24 protein-coding genes are annotated in these 26803 nt (G+C 60.8%); 16 read left to right on the forward strand and 8 right to left on the reverse strand.

Annotated elements, in window-relative coordinates:
- Nucleotides 1-6: 6 nt before the first annotated feature.
- The 6 genes from OK142_RS08220 (at nucleotide 7) to OK142_RS08245 (ending at nucleotide 3940) form a co-directional block, all read left to right on the forward strand.
- Nucleotides 7-798, forward strand: coding sequence for an SDR family NAD(P)-dependent oxidoreductase (locus OK142_RS08220; protein WP_498682108.1), 792 nt, complete (start codon nucleotides 7-9; stop codon nucleotides 796-798).
- Nucleotides 799-811: 13 nt separating this feature from the next.
- Complete coding sequence (locus OK142_RS08225) at nucleotides 812-1297, forward strand: hypothetical protein (protein ID WP_035221240.1); 486 nt, start codon at nucleotides 812-814, stop codon at nucleotides 1295-1297.
- A 168-nt stretch (nucleotides 1298-1465) separates the two neighbouring features.
- Nucleotides 1466-2761, forward strand: coding sequence for a bifunctional sulfur transferase/dioxygenase Blh (gene blh, locus OK142_RS08230; RefSeq protein WP_498682110.1), 1296 nt, complete (start codon nucleotides 1466-1468; stop codon nucleotides 2759-2761).
- On the forward strand, nucleotides 2755-3108 hold the full coding sequence (gene bigR, locus OK142_RS08235) for a sulfite-sensing transcriptional repressor BigR (protein WP_035243515.1): 354 nt from the start codon (nucleotides 2755-2757) through the stop codon (nucleotides 3106-3108). The genes blh and bigR overlap by 7 nt, the downstream gene beginning before the upstream one ends.
- A complete protein-coding gene (locus OK142_RS08240; protein ID WP_498682111.1) occupies nucleotides 3105-3512 on the forward strand; it encodes a YeeE/YedE family protein in 408 nt (135 codons plus the stop codon). Before bigR ends, OK142_RS08240 begins: the two co-directional genes overlap by 4 nt.
- On the forward strand, nucleotides 3509-3940 hold the full coding sequence (locus OK142_RS08245) for a DUF6691 family protein (RefSeq protein ID WP_498682112.1): 432 nt from the start codon (nucleotides 3509-3511) through the stop codon (nucleotides 3938-3940). The genes OK142_RS08240 and OK142_RS08245 overlap by 4 nt, the downstream gene beginning before the upstream one ends.
- 78 nt (nucleotides 3941-4018) lie before the next feature.
- Here OK142_RS08245 and gpmI read toward each other — a convergent pair whose 3' ends face one another.
- The 6 genes from gpmI to OK142_RS08275 form a co-directional block, all read right to left on the reverse strand.
- Nucleotides 4019-5536 (reverse strand): 2,3-bisphosphoglycerate-independent phosphoglycerate mutase, encoded by a 1518-nt coding sequence (gene gpmI, locus OK142_RS08250; RefSeq protein ID WP_142170767.1) that lies wholly within the window; start codon nucleotides 5534-5536, stop codon nucleotides 4019-4021.
- Between the two features lie 377 nt (nucleotides 5537-5913).
- Nucleotides 5914-7161 (reverse strand): dihydrolipoamide acetyltransferase family protein, encoded by a 1248-nt coding sequence (locus tag OK142_RS08255; RefSeq protein ID WP_498682115.1) that lies wholly within the window; start codon nucleotides 7159-7161, stop codon nucleotides 5914-5916.
- A 2-nt stretch (nucleotides 7162-7163) separates the two neighbouring features.
- The gene (locus tag OK142_RS08260; RefSeq protein ID WP_137039023.1) at nucleotides 7164-8177 is read right to left on the reverse strand and encodes an alpha-ketoacid dehydrogenase subunit beta; all 1014 of its coding nucleotides are present in this window, start codon (nucleotides 8175-8177) and stop codon (nucleotides 7164-7166) included.
- A gap of 1 nt (nucleotide 8178) precedes the next feature.
- Nucleotides 8179-9417, reverse strand: coding sequence for a 3-methyl-2-oxobutanoate dehydrogenase (2-methylpropanoyl-transferring) subunit alpha (locus tag OK142_RS08265; RefSeq protein ID WP_035221257.1), 1239 nt, complete (start codon nucleotides 9415-9417; stop codon nucleotides 8179-8181).
- A gap of 44 nt (nucleotides 9418-9461) precedes the next feature.
- The gene (locus tag OK142_RS08270; protein WP_498682119.1) at nucleotides 9462-10589 is read right to left on the reverse strand and encodes an acyl-CoA dehydrogenase family protein; all 1128 of its coding nucleotides are present in this window, start codon (nucleotides 10587-10589) and stop codon (nucleotides 9462-9464) included.
- 12 nt (nucleotides 10590-10601) lie between these two features.
- Nucleotides 10602-11765: an acetyl-CoA C-acyltransferase gene (locus OK142_RS08275; protein ID WP_498682120.1), complete on the reverse strand. Its 1164-nt coding sequence runs from the start codon at nucleotides 11763-11765 to the stop codon at nucleotides 10602-10604.
- A gap of 181 nt (nucleotides 11766-11946) precedes the next feature.
- Here OK142_RS08275 and OK142_RS08280 point away from each other — a divergent pair, with 181 nt between their 5' ends.
- The 8 genes from OK142_RS08280 (at nucleotide 11947) to panB (ending at nucleotide 20796) form a co-directional block, all read left to right on the forward strand.
- Complete coding sequence (locus OK142_RS08280) at nucleotides 11947-12420, forward strand: Lrp/AsnC family transcriptional regulator (RefSeq protein ID WP_004445535.1); 474 nt, start codon at nucleotides 11947-11949, stop codon at nucleotides 12418-12420.
- A 75-nt stretch (nucleotides 12421-12495) separates the two neighbouring features.
- On the forward strand, nucleotides 12496-13668 hold the full coding sequence (locus OK142_RS08285; RefSeq protein WP_313613720.1) for an isovaleryl-CoA dehydrogenase: 1173 nt from the start codon (nucleotides 12496-12498) through the stop codon (nucleotides 13666-13668).
- A 9-nt stretch (nucleotides 13669-13677) separates the two neighbouring features.
- Nucleotides 13678-15279 carry a carboxyl transferase domain-containing protein gene (locus OK142_RS08290; protein ID WP_498682123.1) on the forward strand — a complete coding sequence of 534 codons (1602 nt, stop codon included), beginning with the start codon at nucleotides 13678-13680 and terminating at the stop codon, nucleotides 15277-15279.
- Nucleotides 15280-15286: 7 nt separating this feature from the next.
- A complete protein-coding gene (locus tag OK142_RS08295) occupies nucleotides 15287-17272 on the forward strand; it encodes an acetyl/propionyl/methylcrotonyl-CoA carboxylase subunit alpha (protein ID WP_498682124.1) in 1986 nt (661 codons plus the stop codon).
- 1 nt (nucleotide 17273) lies between these two features.
- On the forward strand, nucleotides 17274-18200 hold the full coding sequence (locus tag OK142_RS08300; RefSeq protein WP_498682125.1) for a hydroxymethylglutaryl-CoA lyase: 927 nt from the start codon (nucleotides 17274-17276) through the stop codon (nucleotides 18198-18200).
- Nucleotides 18190-18966: an enoyl-CoA hydratase-related protein gene (locus tag OK142_RS08305; protein WP_498682127.1), complete on the forward strand. Its 777-nt coding sequence runs from the start codon at nucleotides 18190-18192 to the stop codon at nucleotides 18964-18966. The genes OK142_RS08300 and OK142_RS08305 overlap by 11 nt, the downstream gene beginning before the upstream one ends.
- 118 nt (nucleotides 18967-19084) lie before the next feature.
- On the forward strand, nucleotides 19085-19963 hold the full coding sequence (gene panC / locus OK142_RS08310) for a pantoate--beta-alanine ligase (RefSeq protein ID WP_498682129.1): 879 nt from the start codon (nucleotides 19085-19087) through the stop codon (nucleotides 19961-19963).
- Nucleotides 19960-20796, forward strand: a complete 837-nt coding sequence (gene panB, locus OK142_RS08315; protein ID WP_498682131.1) for a 3-methyl-2-oxobutanoate hydroxymethyltransferase — start codon at nucleotides 19960-19962, stop codon at nucleotides 20794-20796. Before panC ends, panB begins: the two co-directional genes overlap by 4 nt.
- Nucleotides 20797-20994: 198 nt before the next feature.
- Here the strand turns inward: panB and rhaI are convergent, their stop codons facing one another.
- Both rhaI and OK142_RS08325 read right to left on the reverse strand, forming a co-directional pair.
- Nucleotides 20995-22287: an L-rhamnose catabolism isomerase gene (rhaI, locus tag OK142_RS08320; RefSeq protein WP_035243507.1), complete on the reverse strand. Its 1293-nt coding sequence runs from the start codon at nucleotides 22285-22287 to the stop codon at nucleotides 20995-20997.
- Between the two features lie 188 nt (nucleotides 22288-22475).
- Complete coding sequence (locus tag OK142_RS08325) at nucleotides 22476-24572, reverse strand: bifunctional rhamnulose-1-phosphate aldolase/short-chain dehydrogenase (protein ID WP_498682135.1); 2097 nt, start codon at nucleotides 24570-24572, stop codon at nucleotides 22476-22478.
- Nucleotides 24573-24784: 212 nt separating this feature from the next.
- On the opposite strand from OK142_RS08325, the gene OK142_RS08330 reads away from it, so the two are divergent.
- Together OK142_RS08330 and rhaS are read left to right on the forward strand one after the other, a co-directional pair.
- A complete protein-coding gene (locus OK142_RS08330; RefSeq protein WP_082185617.1) occupies nucleotides 24785-25612 on the forward strand; it encodes a DeoR/GlpR family DNA-binding transcription regulator in 828 nt (275 codons plus the stop codon).
- A 48-nt stretch (nucleotides 25613-25660) separates the two neighbouring features.
- Complete coding sequence (gene rhaS, locus OK142_RS08335) at nucleotides 25661-26671, forward strand: rhamnose ABC transporter substrate-binding protein (RefSeq protein ID WP_003500289.1); 1011 nt, start codon at nucleotides 25661-25663, stop codon at nucleotides 26669-26671.
- Nucleotides 26672-26803: the final 132 nt, after the last annotated feature.

Consider the following 26803-nt stretch of genomic DNA (forward strand, 5'->3'; position numbering starts at 1 on the left):
ACGGACATGACACGGAATACATTCCTCATCACCGGCGCATCCGACGGCATCGGCGCGGTCTATGCCGAACGTCTGGCAAAACGCGGCCATGATCTCATTCTCGTCGCGCGGCGCGCCGAAAAGCTGGAGGCACTGGCCGAGCGGCTGGAAATGGATCACCGCATCGCAGTCGAGGTTCTCTCCGCCGATCTTTCCAGGGAGGAAGACCTCGAAAAGGTAGAGGCACGGCTGCGTGAGGACCGGCAGATTACCGGCCTCGTCAACAATGCCGGCATTGCCGGTGAAGGCGCGATAACGGCGCTGGACCCGGCCTATGTGACGACGATGATCAACCTCAACATTCTTGCCGTCACCCGGCTTGCGGCGGCCATCGCACCGCGCCTTGCGGCCGATGGCAAGGGTACGATCATCAACATCACTTCGGTCACGGCGCTGATGCCGGCGGCATTCACCGCCGTCTATCCGGCGACCAAGGCCTTCGTGCTTGCCTTCACCGAGGCGCTGCAGGCGCAGCTTTCGCCCTCCGGCGTGCGGGTTCAGGGCGTCCTGCCCGGCATCACTCGCACGGCGATCTGGGAAGAGGAACGGCTCGACGCCATTCCGGCCGCCATGGTCATGGATGTTTACGAGATGGTGGATGCGGCCCTGGCTGGTCTCGATCTCGGCGAGACCCTGACCATTCCTTCCCTGCCGGATACGGCCGATCTTGAAAATTTCCTTGCCGCCCGCGCGGCATTGAGGCCCAATCTGTCGCATGCACTTGCCGCCAGCCGGTATCGTGCAGCTCAAACCGAATAGAGGGAGACGCATCATGATCCTCGGACTGACCATTCCCCAATTCACTGCATTGCACGTTGCCTTAAGCTTCATCGGCATCGCAACCGGACTGATCGCCCTGCCCGCTTATGCGGCAGGGCGATGGATGCCGCGCATGATGGCGCTCTTTCTCATCACGACGCTCGCCACCACGCTCACCGGCTTTCTGTTTCCGATCGGCAACTTCACGCCTGCACTCGGCGTCGGCATCATTTCGACCGCCATTCTGGCGATCGCGCTGGTGGCGCTCTATGGATACGGTCTCAATGGCAGGGCGCGCATCATTTATACGATCACCGCCACGATGGGCCTCTATCTGAACATGTTCGTGCTGATCGTTCAGGCCTTCCTCAAGGTCGAAACGCTGAACGCTCTGGCACCGAACGGCAACGAGCCACCGTTTCTCGTCGCCCAGACGGTTCTGCTCATCGCGGCGATCTGTCTCGGCTGGAAGGCGACACGCCGCAGGCTCGTCGCCTGAGACCAGCCACCACGCAAACCGGCTTCAGGGAAACACACCCCATGCCCGCAGAGCGCCGGGCATGGGGTGTCTTTTCCGATAGGCATTTCCGATGAAATGCGCCTCTTGCGGCCAATCAATATACATTATACAATAACGTATATTAATTTAGAACAACAGGAGATGCCGATGAACGCCGTCAGGATCAACGAACGTCTGACAGTCGCAGGCCAGCCGGAGATCACCGACTTTCCATCGCTCTCCGCTCAAGGATACAAAACCATCGTCAATGCCCGGCCGGATGGGGAAGAGCCCGGCCAGCCGGGCAATGTGCATGAACGAAGCGCCGCCGGCGCAGCGGGTCTGGCCTACAGTTTCATTCCAGTCAGCGGCCCGACCATGACAGAGGCCGATATTCGTGCCTTTCAGCAGACGATGGCGGAAGCCGAAGGCCCCGTTTTCGCCCATTGCAAGGGCGGCACCCGTGCGCTCACGCTCTATGTTCTCGGCGAAGCGCTGGACGGGCGCATGCAGCAGGGCGAAATCGGGGCTTTCGGCAAGGAGCATGGTTTCGACCTTTCCGGCGCCGTTCGCTGGCTGGAGCGGCGGGCTCTGGCAAAGCCGCATGTGAAGGCTTTCTTCGATCCGCGGACATCCAGCGTGCAATATGTCGTTTCGGATCCTTCGACCGGGCGCTGCGCCGTCATCGATCCCGTCTATGATTTCGACGAAAAATCCGGCGCGACCGGAACGATGAATGCCGACGCCATTCTGGAGTATGTGAAAGAGCAGAACCTGATGGTGGAGTGGATTCTCGATACCCACCCCCATGCCGACCATTTTTCCGCCGCTCACTATCTCAGCCAAAAAACCGGCGCGAAAACAGCGATCGGCGCCAGGATCACCGGCGTACAGAAACTCTGGCAGGAGAAATATAACTGGCCCGGCCTTGAGACCGACGGCTCGCAATGGGACCGGCTGTTTGAAGCGGAAGACCGTTTCAGTATCGGTTCGCTTGAAGCGCGCGTGCTGTTTTCGCCCGGGCACACGCTGGCCTCCGTTACTTATGTGGTGGGGGACGCCGCCTTCGTGCACGATACGCTGTTCATGCCCGATTCCGGCACGGCGCGGGCCGATTTTCCCGGCGGAAGCGCCAGAGAACTCTGGGCCTCCATCCAGAACATTTTCGCCCTTCCAGACGAAACGCGGCTTTTCACCGGCCATGATTACCAGCCCGGTGGCCGCGCCCCGAAATGGGAAAGCACGGTGGGTGAACAGAAACGCGGCAATCCGCATCTGGCCGGCATGACGGAAGAAGGCTTCATTCAGCTTCGTGAGGCCCGGGATCGCACCCTGCCAATGCCGAAGCTCATTCTGCACGCCCTGCAGGTCAATATTCGCGGCGGGCGCCTGCCGGAGCCGGAAGCCAACGGCAAACGTTATCTGAAATTCCCTCTCGACGTGCTGGAGGGCAGCGCATGGTGAAGCAAAACACGCTGAAACTGCCCCTGCACATCGCTGAAATCCCCCTTCCCGAGATGGAGGAACGTGCCGTCGAGGTTGCGATACTTTTGAAGACACTCGCCCATCCGGCGCGGCTGATGCTTGCCTGCACGCTGGCGCAGGGAGAGTTTTCCGTCGGCGAACTGGAGACCAAGCTGGACATTCGCCAACCGACGCTTTCCCAGCAGCTCGGAGTCTTGCGGGAAGCCGGCATCGTCGAGACCCGGCGTGACGCCAAACAAATCTTTTACCGGCTGACGGAGGAAAAGGCGGCGCAGCTGATCGAGGCTCTTTATGCGATTTTCTGTGCGCCGGGGGAAAGCCCGTGACGCCCTATTGGCCCTCCCTTTTCGGCGGCATGCTGCTTGGTATTGCAAGCATCCTCCTGTTTCTCTTTAACGGCCGCATCGCCGGCATTAGCGGCATCATGGGCAATGTGCTTGGAAGAGAGCGGCATTTTACTGATCTGGCATTTGTTGCCGGCCTGCTGGCCGGGCCTTATCTTTATGCCACCGCATCCGGCCAATTTCCCGCCCTCACCATAACCACACCGTGGCCGCTGATCCTCGTTGCCGGTCTGCTGGTGGGTTTCGGCGCACGCATGGGCTCCGGCTGCACTTCCGGCCACGGCATCATGGGGCTGGCGCGATTTTCCCGGCGCTCCATCGTCGCGACCGTAACGTTCCTGATCACCGGCATGCTCGCTGCGACGATAACGGGAGCCCTCTCATGAAAAATCCGGTCATTGCGCGTGTCGCGCTGGCACTCGCGGCAGGGGCGCTGTTCGGCTTCGGCCTTTCCCTCTCCGGCATGATCGATCCGGCCCGCGTGTCAGGTTTTCTAGACGTGGCGAGCGGCCATTGGGATCCGAGCCTGATGTTCGTTCTCGGCGGCGCGCTCCTGGTCGCGGTACCGGGCGTTCAGCTACGCCGTTTCCTTGCCAAACCCGTCCTCGGGGAAGATTTCAGCCTTCCCTCGAAAACGCGCATCGACAGGCCGCTGGTCGTGGGTTCGGCTATTTTTGGCACAGGCTGGGGGCTTGCGGGCTTTTGCCCCGGCCCTGCGATCTCGGCCTTTGCTCTGGGACTGCTGCCCGTCATGCTCTTCGTGGCGGCGATGATTACCGGCATGCTCATCCACGACCGCATCTACGCCAAATAGCGATAGACCCACCTCATTCGATGCGTATAAAACGGCATGCGCGGGAGCGAGAAACTCCCGCGCGAGGGCACTCTATTATTATAGGTCGATCAGGCTCTTACCCGTCATTTCTGCTGGCAGCGGCACGTTCATCAGTTGCAGCAGCGTCGGAGCCACATCGGCGAGAATGCCGCTATGCAGCTTTGCACCTTCCGGTCCGCCATACAGGATCACCGGCACCGGATTGGTTGTGTGCGCCGTGTGCGGGCCACCGGTCACCGGATCCACCATGGTTTCGCAATTGCCATGGTCGGCAATCACCAGCATGGCGCCACCCACCTTGTCCAATGCCGCAACGACAGCGGCAAGCCCACGATCCACGGCTTCACAGGCCTTGATCGCGGCCTGCAGGTCGCCGGTATGGCCGACCATGTCCGGATTGGCATAATTGGTGACGATGAGGTCGTAACCTTTGCCGATCGCCTCGACGAATTTCTCCGTCACTTCCGGCGCGCTCATTTCCGGCTGCAGATCATAGGTCGCAACCTTCGGAGACTTGGGCATGAAGCGGTCTTCGCCCACTTCCGGCTCTTCCTTGCCGCCATTGAGGAAGAAGGTGACATGCGGATATTTTTCCGTCTCGGCCAGGCGGAACTGCCGCAGACCCTGCTTGGCCACCCAGGCGCCCAGCGTATTGACGATATCGCGCTTGGGGTAAGCCGTCGTCATGAAGGTGCTGTGGCGGGTGGAATATTCCACCATGCCAAGCAAGGCCGAAAGCACGGGCTTTTCGCGCGCGAACCCGTCAAAATCATCCGCGCCGATGGCGAGCAGGATTTCGCGGGCGCGGTCGGCGCGGAAATTCAGGCAGAAGAGACCGTCGCCGGCCTTGAACCCTTGATAGTCGCCGATCACCGTCGGCAGGATGAATTCATCGGTGACGTTGTTTTTGTAGCTTGCGGCCACAGCGCTTACCGCGTCCGGCGCATGCTCGCCCTTGCCGAGAACCATGGCGTCATAAGCTTTTTCAACGCGTTCCCAGCGATTGTCGCGATCCATTGCATAATAACGGCCGATCACCGTGCCGATGCTGGCGCCCTCAGGCAGACTGGCTGCAAAAGCAGTGACGAAACCCTCTGCCGACTGCGGCGCGACATCGCGGCCATCGGTGATGGCGTGCACAACGACCTTCAGCCCCAGATCGGTCATCAGCTTCACCGCCGCCTGACCGTGGACGATGTGGCCGTGAACGCCACCATCCGAAACAACGCACATCAGATGCGCCACACCGCCAGCTGCCTTCACCTTGGCGGCGAAATCGAGAAGCGCGGCATTCTGGAAAAAGCTGCCATCCTCGATCGCCAGGTCAATCTGGCCGAGGTCCATGGCGACGATGCGGCCTGCGCCGATATTGGTGTGCCCGACTTCGGAATTGCCCATCTGCCCGCTGGGCAGGCCGACATTCGGGCCGAAAGTGGTGAGCGTTGCATTCGGGCAGGTGGCAAAAAGCCGGTCCATGGTGGGCGTGTTCGCCAGCACCGGCGCGTTGCTGGATTTGTCCTCGCTCAGCCCCCAGCCATCGAGAATAGTCAGGACAACGGGTTTGGGAGTGCTCATGAAAGGACCTTCTTCTTCATTCGGTTGCCGGCGGACAGCGAAGCGCTGGGCACCGGAGCGCCCCCGTCCGCCACTATGATCATGATGAGAAAACACGGCTTCTCGTTCTTTCTCTTCTATACCCGAAGATCGCGAACGCAAGCCTATACTGACACCGAAACAGTTCCGTGAATGTCGAAAACGACCCGCTCAAAAACGACGATCATTTGCTCGATGCCCGCTCCCCCCCTCATTCCTCTGCTCGTCGAAGGAATCCAGCCGACACGCATCTGCGTGGCGGGAAGAGTCGTTTCAGCCCAAAGACTTGGGCTGACTGGATTCCTGTGAAGAGCACAGGAATGAGGGGGGGGTGTGATGGATCGGTCGCGAGTCGCCTTTCAATCGATGAAGATCAGCGCCGGCTTTTCCAGCAGCGCCTTGAGGGCCTGGATGAAGACGGCGGCATCCCAGCCGTCAACAACCCGGTGATCGAAGCTGGAGGAAAGGTTCATCATCTTGCGCGGCACGAAACGGCTGCCATCCCAGACCGGCCGCGTCATGATCTTGTTGACACCGATGATCGCCACCTCGGGATGGTTGATGATGGGCGTTGACACGACACCGCCCAATGCGCCGAGCGAACTGATGGTGATGGTCGAGCCCGTCAGCTCGTCGCGCTGGGCAGTGCCGGTGCGGGCCACCTCGGCAACGCGCGAGACTTCCTCTGCGCATTGCCAAAGGCCAAGCGTTTCCGTGTGGCGAACCACCGGCACCGTCAATCCCGAAGGCGTCTGCGTGGCGATGCCTATGTGAACCGCTTCGTAATGGCTGACGACCCCTTTCTCGTCATCGAATGTGGCATTCATGCCGGGATGATCCGCGACCGTTTTGACAAGCGCCCGCATCAGGAACGGCAGGATCGTCAGTTTCGGCTGTCCGGACCGGCGACTGCCGTTCATGGTGGCGCGCAGATCCTCCATATCCGTCACGTCGATTTCCTCGACATAGGTGATGTGGGGAATGCGGGAGACGGAAAGCGCCATCTTCTCGGCGATCCTGCGCCTCAGCCCCGTCACCTTCACTTCCTCGACGGCGCTGTCGCGGGGCGCTATCGGCATCGCGGGCCGTTCAGGTTTCGACCGCGTGGTGAGATAGGCATCGAGATCGGCGTGGGTGATGTGCCCGTCCGGCCCCGTTCCCCGCACCTGTGCGAGATCGATATCGAGATCGTCGGCGCGCTGGCGCACGGCAGGGGACGCCAGAGGTTTATGGTGTTCGACCTCCGGAGAAGGCGGCGCATCATCGATTTCACGAGCCGGCTGGATTTCAGCTGCTGGCGGCTCTTCCGTCATGTCGGATGGCGCTTCCGGTTCCGCCACATCACCGGCCGGAGCGGCAGCAGCCACATCGGTTTCGATACGCACAAGCGGCGCCTTCACCGCCACCGTGTCCCCCACTTCCGCCGCCAGCCATGTGACGATGCCAGCAACCGGTGAGGGGATTTCGACAGTCGCCTTGTCGGTCATCACGGCAGCCAGCACCATGTCCTCATGCACGGGATCACCGGGCTTGATGTTCCATTCCACCAGTTCGGCTTCCGCCACACCTTCACCGACATCGGGCATAGTGAGAACAAATTCCGCCATCTTCAGGCCTCCATGACTTCGACGAGGGCGCGCCCGACACGGGCAGGTCCCGGAAAATAGTCCCATTCCTGCGCATGGGGGTAAGGCGTATCCCAACCGGCAACGCGGACGACGGGAGCCTCGAGATGATAAAAGCAATGTTCCTGCACCAGCGACACGACTTCCGCGCCAAAGCCGGAAGTGAGCGTCGCCTCATGCACCATGACACAGCGGCCGGTCTTGGAAACGGACTTCACGATGGTGTCGAGGTCAAGCGGCAGCAGGCTGCGAAGATCAATGATCTCGGCATCCACACCGGTCTCTTCCGCCGCCGCCAGCGCCACATGCACCATGGTGCCGTAGGTGATGACGGTGACATCCTGCCCGGCGCGGCGGATTTCCGCCTTGCCGATCGGAATGGTGTAGTGGCCTTCCGGCACCTCGCCCATGTCATGCTTCGACCAGGGCGTTACCGGTCGGTCGTGATGGCCGTCGAAAGGACCGTTGTAAAGTCGCTTCGGCTCCAGGAACATCACCGGATCCGGGTCTTCGATCGACGCGATCAGCAGCCCCTTGGCATCGTAAGGGTTGGAGGGGACCACCACCTTCAGCCCGCAGACATGGGTAAAGAGCGCCTCGGGGCTCTGGCTATGGGTTTGTCCACCAAAGATGCCGCCACCCGTCGGCATTCTCAGAACGATGGGGCAGGTGAAATCGCCATTGGAGCGATAGCGAATGCGGGCCGCTTCCTGAGTGATCTGGTCGTAGGCGGGATACATGTAATCGGCGAACTGGATTTCGACACAGGGGCGCAAGCCATAAGCGGCCATGCCGATGGCGGTGCCGACAATGCCGGATTCGCTGATGGGCGCGTCGAAACAGCGCGTCTTGCCATATTTTCCCTGCAGCCCCTGCGTGGCGCGAAAGACCCCGCCGAAATAACCCACGTCCTCGCCGAACACCACCACATCGTCGTTGCGCTCCATGGATACATCCATGGCGCTGCGGACGGCTTCGATCATCGTCATTCTCGTCATATCAGTACCCGGCTTTCTGGCGTTGACGGACGAGATGCGGCGGCATCTCGGCATATACGCCCTCGAAAATATCCTTGGTCGGCGGCTTGCCGCCCGCATGCAGCGTGCCGTGGCTTTCCGCCTCGCGCTGCGCCTCGATAACCTCATCGGCGATTTCCGCTTCCGCCTGCCGGTGCCGCTCCTCGGACCAGAAACCACGCAGGATGAGGTGTTTCTTCAGTCTCAGAACCGGGTCGCCCAGCGGCCAGGCCTCGGATTCGGTCTTGGGACGATAGGCGCTTGGATCGTCGGAGGTGGAATGCGCGCCGACACGATAGGTCACATATTCGATCAGCGTCGGGCCGAGATTGCGGCGCGCGCGCTCCACCGCCCATCGCGCCACGGCATAGACGGCGAGATAATCATTGCCGTCGACCCGAAGTGCGGGAATGCCGAAACCCAGCCCCCGCGCCGCAAAGGTGCCGGAACCGCCGCGCGCAATACCCTGAAAGGTGGAAATGGCCCATTGGTTGTTGACGATGTTGAGGATCACCGGCGCCTTGTAGGTGGAGGCAAAGACCAGCGCGGAATGAAAATCCGATTCCGCCGTCGAGCCGTCGCCGATCCAGGCGGCCGCGATTTTCGTATCGCCCTTGATGGCCGAGGCCATCGCCCAGCCAACCGCCTGCACATATTGTGTGGCAAGATTGCCGGACACGGTGAAGAAGCCATGCTCCTTCGAGGAATGGAGAACCGGCATTTGCCGCCCGTGCAGCGGGTCCAGCTCGTTGGAATAGATCTGGTTCATCATGGTAACGAGCGGATAGTCGTCTGCGATCAGCAGACCCGCCTGCCGGTAGGTCGGGAAATTCATGTCGCCTTTGGAAAGCGCCTTGCGGAAGGCGCAGCTGACCGCTTCCTCGCCCAGATGCTGCATGTAAAAGGAGGTCTTGCCCTGCCGTTGCGCCATCAGCATGCGGGCGTCGAAAGCACGAAGCCGCATCATGTTTCTAAGGCCCACCAGCAATTCCTCGTCCGAGAGCAGCCCCGCCCATGGCCCGACGGCCTCGCCCTGGTGGTTGAGGACGCGAATGATGGAATAGGCGAGATCGCGCATGCTTTCGGGCGCGGCATCCACCTCTGGGCGCGGCACGGAGCCGGCCTTGGGTATTTTCACATTGGAGAAATCCGGCTGGTCGCCGGGCCGCACCGCAGGCTCCGGCACATGCAGGCTGAGATGCGTGGTTTCGGTAATATCCATTCTACTCCTCCCATCGCCATCTCCTCCAGACGACGAAACAATCTTCAGAGGTTTCGCGCGATGACCATGCGCTGGACATCGCTGGTTCCCTCGTAAATCTGGCAGATGCGCACATCGCGATAGATCCGCTCCACCGGATAATCCGCCATGTAACCGTAACCGCCGTGAATCTGGATGGCGTCCGAGCAGACGCGCTCGGCCATTTCGGACGCGAAGAGTTTTGCCATCGAGGCTTCAGAGAGGCAGGGCTCACCCGCTTCCTTCAACGCCGCTGCATGCAGCACCAGCTGCCGCGCCGCCTCAATGCGCGTCGCCATGTCCGCAAGGCGAAACGCCACCGCCTGATGCTCGATGATTGCCTGCCCGAAGGCCTTGCGCTCGCGGGCATAATCCCGCGCCGCCTCGAAAGCCGCCTGCGCCATGCCGACCGCCTGCGCGGCGATGCCGATGCGACCGCCTTCCAGATTGGCGAGCGCGATGCGATACCCCTGCCCTTCTTCGCCGAGCCGCAATTCGACTGGTACCGCCATGTCGGTAAAGGCGATCTGGCAGGTATCGGACGAATGCAGGCCGAGTTTTTCCTCGACCCTGATGACCTCGTAACCCGGCGTATCAGTCGGCACGATGAAGGCGGTGATGCCTTTCTTGCCCGCCGCCGCATCGGTGACGGCAAAAACGATGACGGCATCGCCATTCTTGCCTGAGGTGATGAACTGTTTCGCGCCATCCAGAATATACCGGTCGCCATCGCGCCGGGCGCGGGTCTTGAGGTTGGACGCATCGGAACCGGCCTGCGGCTCGGTCAGCGCAAAACCGCCGATCCACTCGCCGGAAGACAATTTCGGCAGGAAGCGCTGTTTCTGGTCTTCGGTCCCGAATTTGAGGATCGGCACGCAACCGACCGAATTGTGAACGCTCATGATGGTGGAACAGGCGCCGTCACCGGCGGCGATCTCCTCCAGCGCCAGGGCATAGGCCACGGCACCGGTTTCCGACCCGCCATAATCCTCAGAGACCAGCATGCCGAGAAAGCCGAGTTCACCCATTTCTTTCAGCTCGTCTTTCGGAAACCGGCTTTCCCGGTCGCGCGCGCCAGCACCGGGGGCGAGCCGCTCACGGGCGAAATCGCGGGCCATGTCCCTGATCTGCTGTTGGGCGTCATTCAGGATCATCACCGCCTCCCTTCAGTGCCGCTCGACAGCAAGCGCCGTCGCTTCGCCGCCGCCGATGCAGACGGCGGCCACGCCGCGCTTCAGCCCGTGACGCTGCAAGGCCGCAAGCAAGGTGACGACGATCCTCGCGCCGGAAGCGCCGATCGGATGGCCGAGTGCGCAGGCGCCGCCATGCACATTCACCTTCTCATGCGGCAGATCCAGATCGCGCATCGCCGCCATCGCCACAACCGCGAAAGCCTCGTTGATTTCGAACAGATCGACATCCTTTGCCGACCAGCCGGTTTTTTCGAACAGCTTTTTCATCGCGCCGATGGGAGCCGTTGGATATCCGGCTGGTGCATCCGCATGGGAGGCCTGACCGATAATGGTGGCCAGCGGTGAAAGGCCCCGCCTTTCCGCTTCGGAGCGACGCATGAGAACAAGAGCGGCCGCACCATCGGAAATCGAACTGGAATTGGCCGCCGTCACCGTTCCACCATCGCGGAAGGCGGGTTTCAGCTGCGGGATTTTCTCCGGTCTTGCCTTGCCCGGCTGCTCGTCCACGGCGACATCGCCGACAGGCGCTATTTCCGCTTCGAAAGCCCCCTCGGCGATGGCGCGACGAGCGCGCTCCAGTGAGGCAAGCGCAAAGTCATCCTGCATGGCGCGGGTAAATTGGTAGTCTTGCGCGCAATCTTCCGCGAAAGTCCCCATCAGCCTGCCCTTTTCATAGGCATCTTCAAGACCGTCAAGAAACATGTGGTCGGTGAGCTTGCCGTGGCCGAGACGATAGCCATTGCGGGCGCGATCCAGCAGATAGGGCGCGTTGCTCATGCTTTCCATACCGCCCGCAAGCACGATGGAAGAGCTTCCCGCCGCAAGCTGGTCATGCGCCAGCATGATCGCCTTCATGCCTGAGCCGCACATCTTGTTGATGGTCGTCGCGCCAACCGAGTTGGGAATGCCGGCGGCAATGGCCGCCTGTCTCGCCGGAGCCTGCCCCTGCCCGGCCGAGAGCACGCAGCCCATCAGCACATCGTCAATATCAGCAGGTGAAATTGCGGCCCGCTCGACGGCCGCGCGGATCGCCGCCGCCCCGAGATCGGGTGCGGCCACCGATTTGAATTCGCCCTGGAACCCACCCATAGCAGTACGGGCGGCCCCGACGATAACGACAGGGTCATGCACAGCCAAATTCACCTCCCTTGGCCATTTCCCCCCTTAGGAAAACGACCCACCGCAATCTCCTCCAGACCGCGACTGATGTGAACGCTATCACTATCTTGAATTCATTTCAAAGCTATTTTGATTGACAGTTTTTTGATTGACGATATCTTTGATCCAACAATTAGTCATATCATAGAGCAAATGATCCATGATTGAGCTCGACAGTTTCGACCAGAAGATTCTTCATGTGCTCGGCGATGACGGGCGGGTGAGCTGGCGCGATCTGGCGGCCCGGATCGGCCTCTCCTTCACGCCGACGCTGCGCCGCGTGCGCAAGCTGGAAGAGGAAGGCATCATTCGCGGTTATACCGCTGTCTTTGATGAGAACCGGCTGCTCGGTAATATGGGCGTCTTCATTTCCGTCACGCTCGAACGGCAGATCAAGGAAGCGCTGACGACCTTCGAGCACCATGTCGCCTCCATTCCGGAAGTGGTGGGCGGCTACCAGACGAGCGGCAGTTCCGATTATCTCATTCATGCCATGGTGCGGGATTTGCCGCATTATCAGCAGCTTCTGGATTTCCTGACCACGGTTCCCGGCGTGTCGCGCATCCAGTCCAATTTCGCCATCAAGACATTCGTGCGCCGTTCCGCCGCCTTCACCGGAGGTGACACGCCGTAAATAAGGGTTGTCGGCGCGGAGGAGGTGCCGGCTGCTGACAAAAGGGACGGCCTGCCGTCCGGAGGAGGAGACGCGATGAGTTTGAACCTCGCCGCCATTTTCGACGCCGATCTCGGCCCGGAAATTGCAGCGCTGCGCGACAGCGCAAGTGCATTCGCCGACGATGAAATAGCGCCACTCGCCGCCGAAATCGATCGCGACGACCGGTTTCCGCGCAAGCTCTGGCCGCAGATGGGCGAACTCGGCCTGCACGGCATCACCGTTTCGGAAGAGTACGGCGGTGCTGACATGGGCTATCTCGCCCATTGCGTGGCAATGGAGGAGATAAGCCGGGCATCGGCTTCCATCGGCCTTTCCTATGGCGCCCATTCCAACCTGTGCATCAACCAGATTCACCGCTGGGGAACGGAAGAGCAAAAACGCAGATATCTACCGAAGCTCGTTTCCGGCGAATATGTCGGTTCGCTCGCCATGAGCGAGACGGAAGCCGGATCGGATGTTGTCTCGATGAAGCTGAAGGCGGAACGCAAGGGTGACGTTTATGTGTTGAACGGCACGAAGATGTGGATCACCAACGGCCACGAGGCGGATACGCTGGTTGTCTATGCCAAGACGGATATGTCTGCCGGCCCACGCGGCATCACGGCCTTCCTGATCGAAAAAGGCTTCAAGGGTTTTCGCCCCGCGCAGAAACTCGACAAGCTCGGCATGCGCGGCTCGCCAACCTCGGAGCTGGTGTTTGAGGATTGCGAGGTGCCGGAGGAGAACATTCTCGGGCGCTTGAACGACGGCGTGACGGTGCTGATGAGCGGGCTGGATTACGAGCGCGCCGTGCTGGCCGCCGGCCCTGTTGGCATCATGCAGGCAGCTATCGATCTGGTGTTGCCCTATGCGCGTGAGCGCAAGCAATTCGGCAAGCCGATTGGCGAATTCCAGCTGGTGCAGGGAAAGCTTGCCGATATCTATTCGGCCATGAATGCGTCGCGCGCCTATGTCTATGCCGTGGCGCGGGCCTGCGACAACGGTCGCATCACAAGGCAGGATGCGGCGGGCGCGATCCTCTTTGCCGCCGAGCGCGCTACGCAGGTGGCGCTGGATGCGATCCAGCTTCTCGGTGGCTCCGGCTACGTCAATGAAAGCCCGGCCGGGCGACTGCTGAGAGATGCCAAGCTTTATGAAATCGGCGCAGGCACCAGCGAAATCCGCCGGATGCTGATCGGCCGCGAACTGGTCAAGGGCAACGGGTGAGGACACGCGATGAAGCTTACATCCAGTCTGAACCGCGATCCAACCTTTGCCGCCAATGTGGAATTCATGTCGGGTCTGGTGGAGGACCTGCGGCAGCACGTCGAGAAAATCTCCAGAGGCGGCGGCGACAAGGCCCGCGAACGGCATCTTTCCCGCGGCAAATTGCTGGCGCGCGACCGGATCGAAGCCCTTCTCGATCCCGGCAGCCCATTTCTCGAATTCTCGCAATTCGCGGCTTACGAGGTCTATGACGAACCCGTTCCCGCCGCCGGCATCGTCACCGGCATCGGCCGGGTCTCTGGCCGCGAATGCGTCATCGTCGCCAATGATGCGACAGTGAAAGGCGGCACCTATTATCCGCTGACGGTGAAGAAACATCTGCGCGCGCAGGAAATCGCCACGGAGAACCGCCTGCCCTGCATCTATCTGGTGGATTCCGGCGGCGCGAACCTGCCCAATCAGGACGAGGTGTTTCCCGACCGCGATCATTTCGGCCGCATCTTCTACAATCAGGCCAATATGTCGGCGGAAGGCATCGCCCAGATTGCCGTGGTGATGGGCAGCTGCACGGCGGGCGGGGCCTACGTGCCTGCCATGAGCGACCAGTCCGTCATCGTCAAAAATCAGGGCACGATCTTTCTCGGTGGCCCGCCGCTGGTGAAGGCTGCAACCGGGGAAGTGGTGAGCGCGGAAGAACTAGGCGGCGCGGATGTACATTCTCGACAGTCCGGCGTTACCGATCACTACGCCAATGACGACCGCCACGCGCTGTCGCTGACCCGGCGGATCGTTTCCACCCTCAACCGCCGCAAACAGGTGGAGCTGGATATCCGCCCGCCAACGGAGCCGCTTTATCCGCCGGAAGAACTTTACGGCATCGTGCCCGCCGATACGCGCAAGCCTTTCGAGGTGCGCGAGATCATCGCGCGTCTGGTGGATGGTTCCGAATTCGATGAGTTCAAGGCGCTTTACGGCACGACGCTGGTCTGCGGCTTTGCCCATATCCACGGTTATCCCGTCGGCATCATCGCCAATAACGGCATATTGTTTTCGGAATCGGCGCTGAAGGGCGCGCATTTCATCGAACTCTGCTGCCAGCGCGGCATTCCCCTGGTTTTCCTGCAGAACATCACCGGTTTCATGGTCGGCAAGGCCTATGAGGCGGGCGGCATCGCCAAGGATGGCGCAAAGCTCGTGACCGCCGTCGCATCGGCTAAAGTGCCGAAATTCACCGTCATCATCGGCGGCTCCTTCGGCGCCGGCAATTACGGCATGTGCGGCCGCGCCTATTCGCCGCGCTTCCTGTGGATGTGGCCGAATGCCCGCATTTCCGTGATGGGCGGCGAACAGGCGGCATCCGTTCTGGCGCAAATCCGGCGGGACGGCATCGAGGCCGATGGCCGCCACTGGTCCAAGGAAGGGGAAGAGGCGTTCAAACAGCCGATCCGGGAAAAATACGAGCGGGAGGGACATCCCTATTACGCCAGCGCGAGACTTTGGGACGATGGCATCATCGATCCGAAGGACACCCGCCTCGTACTTGGTCTTGGACTGTCGGCCGCGTTGAACGCGCCGATTGAAACCACCCGTTTCGGCATATTCAGGATGTGAGGTGACCATGTTCTCAAAAATACTGATCGCCAATCGCGGCGAAATCGCCTGCCGGATCATCCGCACCGCCGCCAGGATGGGCATCCGCACCGTCGCGGTCTATTCGGATGCCGACCGCGACGCCATGCATGTGGCGCTGGCCGACGAGGCCATTGGCATCGGCCCTGCGCCGGCGCGCTCGTCCTATCTCGATGCGGAAAAGATCGTTGCCGCCGCGCACGCGAGCGGCGCGGAAGCCATTCATCCGGGTTACGGCTTCCTCTCTGAAAACGCCGGCTTCGCTGAAGCCTGCGCTTCCGCAGGTCTCGTTTTCATCGGCCCGGCGCCCGATGCCATCCGCGCCATGGGCGGAAAAAGCGAGGCGAAGGCGCTGATGGCGCAAGCGGGCGTTCCCGTCGTTCCGGGCTATCATGGTGACGACCAGGCCGAGGAGCGGCTTGCCGACGAAGCCAAAGGCATAGGCTATCCGGTGCTGATCAAGGCCTCAGCCGGCGGCGGCGGCAAGGGCATGCGCATCGTTCGCAAGAAACGCGAATTCGCAGCCGAACTTGCCGGTGCCAAACGCGAAGCGCTTGCCGCCTTCGGCAACGACCGCATCCTGATCGAAAAATATCTGGAACGGCCGCGTCATGTGGAAGTGCAGGTCTTTGCCGATGGCCAAGGCAATTGTGTTTCGCTTTTCGAACGCGATTGCTCCATCCAGCGCCGGCACCAGAAAGTCATCGAGGAGGCCCCGGCCCCCGGCCTGCCCGATACGCTCAGGCAACGCATGTATGACGCGGCGGTCGCCGCCGCCCGCGCCATTGATTATCGCGGCGCGGGAACGGTGGAATTCCTGCTCGACCCTTCCGGCGAGTTCTATTTCATGGAAATGAACACAAGGCTGCAGGTCGAACATCCGGTCACGGAATATATTACCGGGCTCGATCTGGTGGAATGGCAGATCCGTGTCGCGAACGGTGAAACCCTGCCGGAAGACTGGGGCAATCTTCGCATCAACGGCCATGCCATCGAAGCGCGGATTTACGCGGAAGACCCGGCGCATGATTTTCTGCCGTCAATCGGCACGATCAACCATCTCGTCTTTCCCGATGAAGGACCGCACCTCAGGATAGACAGCGGCATTCGTGCGGGTGACGCCATTACCGTGCATTACGACCCGATGATCGCCAAGCTGATCGTCTGGGATCATGATCGCCGCTCGGCCGTGCGGCGTCTGCGGCTTGCACTCGAAAAACTGGCGATCTGCGGCGTCACCAGCAATGCCGCCTTTCTGACGCGGCTTGCGGGACTGGATGCGTTTGCAGATGCCGATCTCGATACCGGCTTCATTTCCCGCAACGAGGCCACGCTTTTTGCCCCCGGAGCCACGGGGGACAACGAAATCGCTCTCGCCACGCTTGGCCTGCTCCTTTCAGGCCGAAACGGGCCTGGGCCACAGGCCGATCCCTATAGCCCGTGGAACAAGACGAACGCTTTCCGCCTCAACGCGCCGGCGCGGGAAACCCTGCGTTTCGTCCTCGATCAACTGCCGACCGAGGTCACCGCTACGCATGAGCCAGACGGTTTTTCGCTGGCAATCGGCACGCGGGCCATCCGCGCTCATGGCAGCATCTCACAAGACGGCACACTCAGTGCGACTATCGATGGCTGGCAAAAGCGGGGCCATTTCTTCGCCAGCGATAACGGCCATGCACTGTTTCTGGATGGCGAGCAATATCGTGTCAGCCAGCCAGACCCCGTCGACATCGCTGATGCCGCCACCCATGCCGGTGGTCTGGAAGCGCCCATGCCCGGCGTCATCCGCGCCATACTGAGCGAGAACGGCGCGGCCGTCTCCGCCGGTGAGGCGCTTGTGGTGATGGAGGCGATGAAAATGGAGCACACGATCCGCGCACCGGCAAAAGGCACGGTCACCGCCATCAATTGCACCGAAGGCGATATGGTCGAGGCCGGTGCGGTGCTGGTGGATTTCGAGCCGGAGGGCGCGTGACATGGCTTGGCCCCAAACCGTCAAGATCGTCGAGGTGGGTGCACGCGATGGCCTGCAAAACGAAGGGGCCGAGGTTTCCACCGCCATCAGAATCGAGTTGATCGAGCGGCTGGCGGCGGCGGGACTGACGGCGGTGGAGGCGGGAGCTTTCGTTTCACCCAAAAAAGTTCCGCAGATGGCCGGTTCGAGGGATGTTTTTCAGGGCCTCAAACGCCGGCGCGGCACCACCTATCCGGCCCTCGTTCCCAATATGAAAGGTTTCGAGGCGGCCATCGAGACCGGCGTGACGGAGATCGCCGTTTTCGTGTCCGCCTCCGAAGGTTTCAGCCAGCACAATATTGCCTGCTCGCGCGCGGAAAGCATCGAGCGACTGCGCGATGTCGCGGAGGCTGCCACCGACCGCGATATCCATATGCGCGGTTACGTCTCCTGCATCGCCGGTTGCCCCTATGACGGCGCGGTTGCGCCCGATGATGTGGCGGCGATGGCCGAGGCGCTAGTCGCTCTCGGCTGTTACGAAATTTCGCTCGGCGATACGATCGGCGTCGGCACGGCCGGCCAGATCCGCAAGCTCATCGAACATATTTCGACGCGAATCCCGCGCGAAAAACTCGCCATGCATTTCCACGACACCTATGGCCAGGGCGTCGCCAATGTGCTGGCCTCGCTTGAGGAAGGCATCTCCGTTTTCGACAGCTCCGTCGCCGGGCTGGGCGGTTGCCCCTTTGCGCCGGGCGCCAGCGGCAATGTCGCTACCGAAGACGTTGTATATCTGCTGCACGGACTTGGTATTAAAACCGGCATCGACCTGATGGCGGTGGCGAGAACCGGGGACTGGATCAGCCGCCATCTCGGCAGGGCAAATGCAGCCCGCGCCGGCAAAGCGCTGCTTGCCGCAAAAAAGGAGGATGATGCGCATGGCGGATGAGCTGTTGAGCGAAAAGCGAAAAGACGTTCTGTGGCTCACGCTCAACCGACCGGACGTCCACAACGCCATGAACGCTGCGATGACGGACGCCTTGACGCATGCGATCCGGACGGCCTCCAGCGATGGCAGCCTTCGTGCCGTGGTCATAACGGCCGCGGGCGATCGCAGCTTCTGTTCTGGTGCAGACCTGAAGGAAAGCGCCGGCGGCATGTTCCGTTCGCGAGACGGAACAAACCCCATCGCCGATGTGATACGCGCCATCGAGACCTGCGGCAAGATCGTCATTGCCCGCATCAACGGGCGCGTGCTGGCGGGCGGACTCGGCCTTGTCGCCGCCTGTGATCTCGCTTATGCCGCCGATCAAACGCAATTCGGCCTGCCGGAAGTGCGGGTCGGGCTTTTCCCGGCCATGGTGGCGGCGACACTTCTGGCCAAAATACCGCTGAGCCGTCTGCACGAAATGGCTTATTTCGGGCAATCGATCACTGCCGCAGAAGCCGAACGCATTGGCCTTATCAACCGCACGGTGCCATCCGCCGAACTCGATGGCGTGATCGAGGAGGTCCTTTCCCGCTTGCGGCAGAACGCGCCGGGCGCAATCGCAGCCGGAAAGGCAGCGCTGCTGGCAATGCGCGACATGCCGGCCAGCGAGCGGCTCGCCTTAGCCGAAAGCGTCATCGCGAAGATCAGCAGCAGCGACGAGGCACGCGAAGGCAGAGACGCCTTCGCCGGGAAACGCCCGCCGATCTGGGCTGACGGGTCCTGAACCACCGCTCAGGGTCTTAATCGATATAATGCCCGCAGCCGCGTTGACCCCGTTCGGCAAATCGAGTTCTATCCAGCACCTTTCGCCGGAGGGCGATCGGGGAGCCGGAGGAAAGCCCATGCGCCTTGTAAAAACCGTCGCTGAATTGCGCGGTCTGACCGCCACGTTTCGCCGCGATGGCAAGACCGTCGGCTTCGTGCCGACCATGGGTTTTCTCCATATTGGTCATCTGACACTCGTTGCCAAAGCGAAGGCGGAAAACGACATCACGGTGGTCTCGATCTTCGTCAATCCGCTGCAATTCGGTGCGAATGAAGACCTCGCCCGTTACCCCCGCGATCTCGCTCGCGACAGCGCATTGCTGGAAGAGGCAGGCGTCGATATTCTTTTCGCACCCGAGGTTACCGAGATGTATCCGCGCCCGATGCAGACGGTGGTGGATGTGCCGGAACTGGGGAGCCAGCTGGAAGGTGCGGTACGGCCGGGGCATTTCGCCGGCGTGACGACCGTCGTGACCAAACTTTTTAATCTCGTGCAGCCGGACGCCGCCTATTTCGGCGAAAAGGACTACCAGCAGGTGACGCTGATCCGCCGCATGGTCGAAGATCTCGCCCAGCCGGTCCGCGTCGTCCCGGTCGCTACCGTGCGTGAGGCGGATGGGCTCGCCTGCTCCTCCCGCAATGTCTATCTGAGCCCTGAGGAACGCGCCGCCGCCGTGATCGTGCCGCACGCACTCGATGAGGCGGAGCGGCTGTATCATGACGGCTGCGACGACCCGACCACTTTCGAAGCGGCAATAGAAAAATTCATCGCCGCCGAGACGCTGGCATCGCCCGAAGTCGTGGCGGTGCGCGATCCGGATACGCTGGCTCCCGTCGCTTCGCTGCAGGCGGGGCCTGTGCTGGTGGCGCTGTTCGTGCGGGTAGGCAACACCCGCCTTCTCGACAACCGCGTCATCGGACGTGATAAAACCGGCAAACAGGAGGCTGCATCATGAGCACGCACGGGAAACAAAAGCGGCTGACGACGGCCTCCATCCGGCAGATGAAAGGCGGCGCGCGCATTGTCTGCCTGACCGCTTATACGACGCCGATTGCCCGCCTGCTCGATCCGCATTGCGACCTGCTGCTGGTCGGCGATTCCCTCGGCATGGTGCTTTACGGCATGGACACGACGGTCGGCGTCACCCTGGATATGATGATCGCCCATGGCCGCGCGGTCATGCGCGGCGTCGACCACGCCTGCGTCATCGTCGATCTTCCCTTCGGAACCTATCAGGAATCGAAGGAGCAGGCGTTTCGCAACGCCGTGCGACTGATGCAGGAGACCGGCTGTGATGGCGTGAAGCTGGAAGGCGGCGAGGAAATGGCCGAAACCATCGCCTTTCTCGTGGCGCGCGGTATTCCGGTCTTCGGCCATGTCGGGCTGATGCCGCAACTGGTCCACACCGCCGGTGGCTTCCGCTCTCTCGGGCATTCGGATGCGGAAACGCAAAAAATCTGGCGCGATGCGATTGCAGTCGATCGGGCAGGCGCCTTCGCCATCGTCGTGGAAGGCACCGTCGAGCCGCTTGCCCGCGAACTGACCGAAAAACTCGCCGCGCCTACGGTCGGCATCGGCGCATCGCCCGCCTGTGACGGGCAGGTGCTGGTTTCCGACGACATGCTCGGCCTCTTCACCGATTTCAAACCGAAATTCGTCAAGCGGTTCGCCGATCTGGGGGCGACCGTTTCTGAGGCAGCGGCAAGTTACGCCGATGAGGTGCGCTCCGGCGCGTTTCCGGGGCCGGAGCATACGTTTCAGGTTCGTCGACAAGCGCCTTCAGAGTGAGTGAGCCGTGCTGATGGAACAACGCCTCGCCAAAAACTCGGCGTCATCCTCGGGCTTGACCCGAGGATCCATGGCGTGGGGTTGTGGATCCTCGGGTCAGGCCCGAGGATGACGGTGGAAAGGTTGAGGCGATGCTATCAGCTCTCAGCAGTATACTCGGCCTGACCACAGGCATTGCACATCCAGCAAAGCGAATGACTATACGATACCGCCGCTACCGCCCACCGAAGCCGGGCGTTCCGCCGCAACGTGGCGGCGATAACCGCTCGCCCGGTAGGTCGCAATCGGATCAATCGCACCGCCCGCCAGTTGCCGCGCCCTGGCGAGAACCGGCTCGACATCCGTGCGATAGGCCCGTTTCAGCATATCGGATGCCATCAGCGCATCATTGTCCTGCTGGTAACCGTCCAGAGCCGCACGATCGACCAGAAGCGCCTGCGCATAGGCGCGGCGGATTTCGTTGGCGCTGGAGATCAGGCTTTCGATCGGGTCTGTCACATTGTGCGACTGGTCGATCATATGGGCGGGATGGAACCCCTTCACGCCGCGATATTCGGCATCCACCAGCTCGTTGAAGACGAGGAACAGGCGGTAAGGCTCGATTGAGCCGGCATCCAGATCGTCATCGCCATATTTGCTATCGTTGAAGTGGAAACCACCGAGCTTGCCGAACTGGATGAGTCGGGCGACGATCATCTCGATATTGGTGTTCGGCGCATGGTGGCCGAGATCGACGAGGCAGAAGGCCTTTTCGCCGAGCGTATTGGCGATGAGGTAGTTGGTGCCCCAATCCTGCACGACGGTGGAATAGAAGGCCGGCTCGAACATCTTGTGTTCGGAAAAAATGCGCCAGTCATCCGGCAGCGCCTTGTAGATATCGGCCATGGCGGCGAGATAACGCTCGAAACTTCTGGTGAAGTTGCTCTGGCCCGGGAAGTTGGAACCATCGCCCACCCACACCGTCAGCGCCTTGGAACCGATGGCTTTACCGATCTCGATACATTCGATGTTGTGTTCGACAGCCTGCTGGCGCGTTGCGGCATCCGTGTGGCTGAGCGAGCCATATTTGTAGGAATGGCTCTGGCCCGGCGCATCCGAGAAAGTGTTGGAATTCATGGCGTCGAAGCCGAGGCCGAGTGCATCGGCATGGGCCTTCAACCGCTTCGGGTCCTGCTTGTCCCACGGAATATGCAGGGAAACATTCGGCGTCGCCCGCGTCAGCTGGTTGATGACGGCGCAATCGTCGAGCTTGTCAAAAATGCCGCGCGGTTCGCCCGCACCCGGAAAACGGGCAAAGCGGGTGCCGCCGGTGCCTACGCCCCAGGATGGGACTGCGACGAAGAATTCCGCAACTTTGGCGGTGATGGCATCGATATCGATATTGCGGCGCGCAAGCTGGTTGCCCAGCGCGTCATAATCATCCTTCAGCGCGGCGGCGCACTTATCGTTTTCTGCCGCAATCACATCAACGGCGATTTTCGTCTCGGCCATCTCTTCCTCCCCGGAATCGGTCCAGTGCATGTTAGTTCATCCCGCTCACTTCCGTCATTCCGGCCTTGAGCCGGAATCCAGCCGGCGCACTTCTGTGCGGCGGAGATAGTCGTTTCAGCCCAAGGACTTGGGCTGGCTGGATTCCGGCTCAAGGCCGGAATGACGGAAGTTAGAACGTGCCGAACATCTTATCGTGTAAAGCTCTGCGCGTTGCCGGCATCGACGTTGATGATGTTGCCGGTCGATTTGGCGGAAGCGTCGGACGCCAGAAAGTAGATCGCTTCGGCGATGTCTTCCGGGAACACGTTGAGCTTCAGCATCGAGCGCTTGCGATAATGTTCCTCCAGATCGGTCACCTCGATCTTGGAAGAGGCCGCGCGCTGCTCGCGCCATTCGCCGTTCCAGATCTTCGAACCGCGCAACACGGCATCGGGATTGACGGTATTGACGCGAATGCCCGCCTCCGCGCCTTCAAGAGCAAGGCAACGGGCAAGATGGATTTCCGCAGCCTTGGCCGTGCAATAGGCCGACGCATTGGGCGAAGAGGCAAGACCGTTTTTAGAGGCGACGAACACCACGTTGCCGCCGAGATTCTGACGCCGCAGCAGCCGGAACGCTTCGCGCGACACGAGGAAATAACCCGTGGCGAGAATGTCGATATTCTTGTTCCACATGGCAAGCGTGGTGTCTTCCACCGGTGCGGAGGAGGCAATACCGGCATTGGAGACGAGAATATCCACGCCGCCGAATTCCACGCTCGCTTCCGCAAAGGCTGAGATAACCGCGTTTTCCTGCGTCACATCCAGCTTCACGCTGCGCACCGCATCCGCGCTGTAACGCTTGACGAAATCGCCCCTGGCGGCTTCCAGTGCGGTCTCGTCAATATCGGCGAGCACTACGCAGGCGCCCTCGGCCGCCAGCCTTTCCGCCGTCGCCCGGCCGATGCCGCCGGCGCCACCGGTAACGAAAGCCACGCGGCCGGCAAGGCTTTTCGGCTTCGGCATGCGCTGAAGCTTTGCTTCTTCCAGCAGCCAATATTCGATATCGAAGGCCTCCTGTTCGGGAAGGCCCTGATATTCGGACACGGTGGAAGCACCACGCATGACGTTGATGGCGTTGACGTAAAATTCACCGGCGATGCGGGCGGTCGCCTTGTCCTTGGCAAAGGACAACATGCCAACGCCAGGAATCAGAAAAATCACCGGATTCGGATCGCGCATCTTCGGCGAATTGTCGTGGCGGCAGGCCTCGTAGTAGCGGGTATAATCGGCGCGGTAAGCTTCAAGCGCCTTGTCGAGACCCGCCGTCAGAGCGTCCACATTCGGGTTCACCGTATCGAGATCGAGGATCAGCGGACGGATTTTGGTGCGCAGGAAGTGATCCGGGCAGGATGTGCCGAGGTGACCGAGCGGCTTCAGGTCTTTCGAGTTGACGAATTCGAGAACCGCATCCTGATCGTCGAAATGGCCGAGCTTGCGTTCCTCACGGCCGATGCGGCCACGGATTTCCGGCATCAGTCGGGCGGCAATGGCGCGGCGTTCGGCAACCGGCAGGCTTTTGGCCACAGCACCGCCGAAAATCGTCTTACCTTCGGTCTGCGCCGCAAACCATTCGATCGCCTTGTTGATGATGGCAAGCGTCAATTCGTAACACGCCTTGGCGTCATTATCCCAGGTGAACAGACCGTGGCTTTCCAACACAACGCCCTTGGCTTTGGGGTTGGCCTTTACGAAAGCCTCGAGATCAAGACCGAGCTGGAAACCCGGACGACGCCAGGGAAGCCAGCCGATGTCATCGCCGAAAATCTGCTGCGTCAGCTCTTTCGAATTTTTAGAGGCGGCGATGGCGATGATCGCATCAGGATGCATGTGATCGACATGCTCATAAGGCACGAAACCGTGCAGAGGCGTATCGATGGAGGCGGCGCGCGGATTAAGGTTGAAAGTGCAATGCGGCAGAAAGCCGACCATGCGGTCTTCATCCGCGACACCCTTGTAAATGCCCTTCAGCGCTTCCAGCTTGTCGAGATAGAGCGTCGCAAAACCATCGAGCTTGATGGTGCCGACATCGCCGCCGGAACCTTTCACCCACATGACGCGAACCTTTTCGCCGGTCAGTGGATCGGTTTCGAGCACTTTCGCGGAGGTGTTTCCGCCGCCGTAATTGGTGATGCGCTTGTCTGCACCCAGCAGATTGGAGCGGTAAAGCAGCTTGCCCGGCTCATCGAGCGTTTTGGCATAGGCGTCGTCCCAACGGCTTTCGAGAAGGCGGGATTTTCCCGTCATGTCTTCCTCCCTATCAATCTGGCCAGATATGTCTGCATTCGCGGAGCCGATATCGGCCCGCCTCCTTTGACGGCAGGTATCGCGCATCCAAAAGCACAATGTCAATCAAAAACGATCATAATTTTTCATGTTGCAGCGCGATATTGAATAATTTGATCGTTCTTGATTGACAACGTAAAGAGATTGCGAATAATCACAATCAGGAGGACCCCATGCACGAACGCGAACGCCATCGCATCATCTTGAGCGCCACGCAGGAAAAAGCTGTCGTGACGGTGCAGGATATTGCCGAACTGACGGATGCGTCGGAAGCGACGATCCGCAGGGATATCGCGTCCCTGCATGTTCAGGGCAAATTGCGCCGCGTGCGCGGCGGGGCCGAAGCGGTGCATCCGCCGCAGCTCGGCAATCTGGCCGCAAGGCCGTTCCGCGTGTCCGAATCGGTCAATATCGACAAGAAACGCGCAATTGCGCGCAAGGCGGTCGATCTCTGCAATGATGGCGATGCGATCATTTTGAATGGCGGCACGACCACATTCCAGATGGTGCATTACATGGCGGCGCGACGGTTGCAGGTGATGACCAATTCTTTCGCCATCGCCGAGCATCTGGTCAAGCATTCCAAATGCAATGTCAGCGTTCCGGGCGGCGCGATCTATCGGGATCAGAGCCTTATCCTGTCGCCTTTCGAGAATGATGCGATCCGCAATTTTTATGCGCGGCGGATTTTTCTTGGTGCGCAAGGCGTGGGCGCGCTCGGCATCATGGAATCCGACGCGCTGGTTATCCAGAGCGAGCAGAAGCTGATGCGGCAGGCGGAAGAGCTGATCGTCATGGTCGATTCCTCGAAATTCAGAAAACGCTCCAGCCTGATTTTATGTCCGCTCGAAAACGTCTCGACCATCATTACCGATGACGGGATTTCGGATGAGGCGGCACGCATGGTGGAGGATGCCGGCGTCGAATTACTGATCGCCGGCGCAGCGGGGGATGGCAAGACAGCCAGCCCGCCGGATGAGGATTCCTCTTCGGTCGCTTGAGGAAGCGCCGAAGAGAGGAACAAAGTTCAAAATGGGAGGAAAAGGGACATGAAACTTACACGCAGAACATTGACGAGCGTTCTGGCGCTCAGCGCGGCGCTCTCCGTCGCAGGACTGGGCGGCGTTGCCCAGGCAGCCGATGTGAAGATCGCACTGGTGGTAAAATCGCTCGGCAACGGCTTTTTCGAAGCCGCCAACAAGGGCGCACAGGAGGCCGCAAAGGACCTCGGCGGCGTCGAGATCATCTATACGGGCCCGACCAGCACCACAGCGGAAGGCCAGATCGAGGTGATCAATTCGCTGATCGCGCAGGGCGTCGACGCCATCGCCATTTCCGCCAATGACCCGGACGCCGTTGTTCCGGCGCTGAAAAAGGCGGCACAGCGCGGCATCAAGGTCATCTCCTGGGATTCCGGTGTTGCGCCGGAAGGCCGCATTCTCCAGCTCAACCCCTCTTCCAACGCGCTGATCGGCAAGATGTGCCTGCAGCTTGCAGCATCGCATCTGGAAGGCGGCAAGGGCGATTTCGCCATTCTTTCGGCTACCACCACCTCCACGAACCAGAATATCTGGATCGACGAGATGAAGAAGCAGCTGAAGGATTTCCCCGGCCTCAACCTCGTCACCACCGTTTATGGTGACGACCTGGCCGACAAGAGCTACCGCGAAGCGCAGGGCCTGCTCTCCTCGCAGCCGAATGTGAAGGTCATCGTCGCACCGACGACGGTCGGCGTTCTCGCTGCCTCGCAGGCCGTGAAGGATGCGGGCAAGATCGGTCAGGTCTATGTCACCGGCCTTGGCCTTCCGTCTGAAATGGCCGGCGCCATCAAGTCGGGTGCAACCAAGGAATTCGCCATCTGGAACCCGATCGACCTCGGTTACTCCGCCACCCAGATTGCCTATCGCCTCGTGAAGGGCGAAACCGACGGCAAGCCGGGCTCGGAAATCGAAGCCGGTCGCATGGGCAAGATCAAGGTTGGCGAAAACAGCGAAGCGGCGATGGCCGATCCATTCGTTTATGATGCGAAGAATATCGATCAGTTCTCGAAGATTTTTTGATCTGAGTAGCAGCTGACGCGAGTGGAGGGTACCCCCCTCTGCCCTGCCGGGCATCTCCCCCTCAAGGGGGGAGATCGATATGCCGCACTCGCTCGTTCCATAAAGCGGGGTGCTATCCGCTTGCCGATCTCC

Origin of the sequence: Agrobacterium sp. BT-220-3 (assembly GCF_025910175.1) — a bacterium.
Taxonomy (GTDB): Bacteria; Pseudomonadota; Alphaproteobacteria; order Rhizobiales; family Rhizobiaceae; genus Agrobacterium; species Agrobacterium oryzihabitans.